The following is a 1,814-nucleotide window of genomic DNA, read 5'->3' as shown; positions in this document are numbered from 1 at the left end:
CCTAGGAGCCTGTCCGAGAATAGCCTAGCCGCCACTGTTTCCCCGGATTATTTACTGCGGCCGGCTACAAGTGCAATGGTGGCGAATTTTAACAATTACATTAAAAACAATAACCTATGGTATAATTGCATCCAAAATACTACCTGAAAGCGTCATGACCATCCGCTTCAAATCCCGGCCGCTTGAATTCCATCAACACCAGCTATTCCCCAGCAACATCTTCGATTTTCTGCGGCAAGATCATGAATGCTACCTCTACGCCGAGCTGTTCGAGCAACTGGATACCGCCAGCGTTGAAAGCCTGTATAGCATCAAGGGCCAGCATGCCTACCATCCCAGGCTGATCGTCTCCATCCTGATCTACGCCTACAGCCGAGGCGTCTTCAGCTCCCGGCAAATCGAACGCCGCTGCCGCGAAGATTTGTCCTTCATGTTCATCGCGCAAATGAACTGTCCCAATTTTCGCGTGTTGAGCGATTTTCGCAAAAACCACGGCCCGTTTTTTCAGGATTGCTTCAAGCAAACCGTGAAACTGGCGATGGAGTTGAAGCTGGCCTCCTTGGGCTATATCAGTCTGGATGGCTCCAAATTCAAGGCCGATACCTCCAAGCATAAGGCGATGAGCTATGACCGCCTCAAGGAAAAGGAACAAGCGCTGTGCGCTGAAATCGATGCCTTGATCGAGCAAGCCAACCGCTGCGACAGCGAAGAAGATCAGGCCTATCGCGATAAAACCGGCTACGAAATCCCGGAAGACTTGCAATTCAAGCAAGATCGGCTCGCTAAAATCCAAGCCGCCAAACAGGCCCTCGAAGCCCGCGAAGCAGAGCTCAACCCCGGCAAAGCCATCGAAGACAGCAAGCAGATCAGTTTTGCCGATACCGATGCGCGGATCATGGGCAAGAACGGCCAGTTCGAGTACAGCTATAACGGGCAAATCAGCGTCGATGCCGACTTTCAAATCATTGTCGGCCAACACATCAGCCAGCACGCCAACGATAAACAAGAAGTCGAACCGGCCTTGCAAGCACTACAAGAGACGACAGATCAGATGCCGGATCGAATCAGCCTGGACAACGGTTATTTCTCGGGCAACAACTTGCAAGCCCTTGAGCAACAGCAAGTGGATGCCTATGTGGCCACCGACAAAGGCGAAAAAACCCATAAAACCCCGCTGGGCGATTCAGAACGCAAACTGGTCAAGGCCGATTTCATCTACGATGAAGCCGCCAATACCTTTACCTGTCCTGGCGGACAAATCTTAACCCAAATCAGCGAATGCAAAGATGGCAGCCGGGTCTACCAAGGCCGCGCAGAAGCGTGTGCCGAGTGCCCATTCAAACCGCGCTGCTGCCATTCCGAAAAAGGCCAGGCCCGCACCCTCAGCACCGACGACAAAGAGCCTTTGCGCCAAAACATGAACCGCAAAATGCAGACACCCGCAGCCCAAGCCACTTACAAGCAACGCAAAGTCATCGTCGAGCCGGTGTTTGGGCAAATCAAAAACAGCGGTTTCCGTGGCTTCAGTGTGCGCGGCAAAGACAAAGTCGCCGGTGAATTTTCCATCATCTGCGCCGCACACAACTTCAAAAAAATCGCCAAGGCCATTTTGACGGGGTTAATCCGCCCGGAATTTGGCAATAGTGTCATTCAGCCAGCAATATGAGGAAGAATACCCCCGAATAGCGAGCCATATAGCCTAAATTGAAATAAATCACATCACCTTCAAGCCGAGTTGTCAGATAAATCTAAAATTTTTCCAGCAACCGACAAATGACCTCGTTCGAGGGGCGTATTTTCGGACAGGCTCCTAG

The 1,814-nt window shown here is 51.5% G+C and carries 1 protein-coding gene; it reads left to right on the top strand.

The window, feature by feature from the left end; genetic code table 11:
- Nucleotides 1-154: 154 nt before the first annotated feature.
- Nucleotides 155-1,666: an IS1182 family transposase gene (locus tag NP596_RS21180; protein WP_256617366.1), complete on the top strand. Its 1,512-nt coding sequence runs from the start codon at nucleotides 155-157 to the stop codon at nucleotides 1,664-1,666.
- The last annotated feature ends 148 nt before the right edge of the window (nucleotides 1,667-1,814 follow it).

It is taken from the genome of Methylomonas rivi (genome assembly GCF_024505165.1).
Classification (GTDB): Bacteria; Pseudomonadota; Gammaproteobacteria; order Methylococcales; family Methylomonadaceae; genus Methylomonas; species Methylomonas rivi.
Note: the sequence above shows the minus strand (reverse complement) of the source record. Positions and strands in the feature narration are given on the sequence as shown.

Excerpts from the sequence above, each read along its gene's own strand:
- NP596_RS21180 (WP_256617366.1), top strand. The coding sequence starts at position 155 with ATGACCATCCGCTTCAAATCCCGGCCGCTTGAATTCCATCAACACCAG.